This is a genomic window from Vibrio sp. 1580 (assembly GCF_033340055.1).
Map to the genome: position 1 here is coordinate 1 of NZ_JAWOVT010000810.1, position 504 is coordinate 504.

A 504-nucleotide genomic window follows, 5' to 3' on the forward strand; every position below is an offset into this window, starting at 1 on the left:
GCTGAGTACGACCCATCTTCAATACGTCTTTGAATTCAGTTGCTTTAAGATCGAATGCGCCTTTTAGGTATTCAATCGCTTCCATTAGTTTGTGTACGCTGTTGTAAACCGCGATACGGAAACCAGTTGGGTACGCACAGTTAGTAGATTGGCTCTTGTTAACGTGGTCGTTCGGGTTGATGAACTCGTATTGGCCTTTTTCTTTGCCCATCAGTTCAAGTGCAACGTTCGCGATAACTTCGTTAGTGTTCATATTAACGGAAGTACCCGCGCCGCCTTGGAATACGTCTGAAGGGAACTGATCCATACACTTGCCTGTTTCTAGGATCAAATCACACGCTTCTAGGATGTAGTTAGCAACTTCTTTAGGAATGGCGCCAAGTTCTTTGTTCGCCAACGCTGCTGCTTTCTTCGTCATCACCATGCCGCGTACGAACTCAGGTACGTCAGAAATAGTTACGTTAGAGATGTTGAAGTTTTCGATCGCACGTAGGGTATGAATGC

1 protein-coding gene is annotated in these 504 nt (G+C 45.4%); it reads right to left on the reverse strand.

Features of this window, described 5'->3' with window-relative positions:
- The coding region (locus R7093_RS28515) for a lyase family protein (RefSeq protein ID WP_318147445.1) at positions 1-504 on the reverse strand (504 nt) is incomplete at both ends.